Raw genomic sequence first — 239 nt, 5'->3', positions numbered from 1 at the left:
GAATAAAGCTTTACGTGCACTGGAGTTGCGTCCTAATTTACTGTAGCCCATTAGCAGCCTGTCCTTTCCTGTTATTCTTTTTCAGCGAGTGTTAATCCTAATTCCTGTAATTTTTTCTTAACTTCTTCAAGAGATTTACGACCAAGGTTTCTAACTTTAATCATATCATCTTCACTCTTTTGCATTAAATCTGCAACAGTGTTGATTTCAGCTCTCTTCAAGCAGTTGTAAGAACGTAC

1 protein-coding gene is annotated in these 239 nt (G+C 36.8%); it reads right to left on the bottom strand.

The window, feature by feature from the left end:
• Positions 1-71 precede the first annotated feature (71 nt).
• The coding region (locus tag AC2FA3_RS15615) for a DNA-directed RNA polymerase subunit alpha C-terminal domain-containing protein (protein WP_490510394.1) at positions 72-239 on the bottom strand (168 nt) is incomplete at its 5' end.

Source organism: Janibacter sp. CoH_79_TC_3 (genome assembly GCF_058197955.1).
The sequence above is the reverse complement of the archived record's forward strand: the minus strand, read 5'-3'. Positions and strand labels throughout refer to the sequence as shown.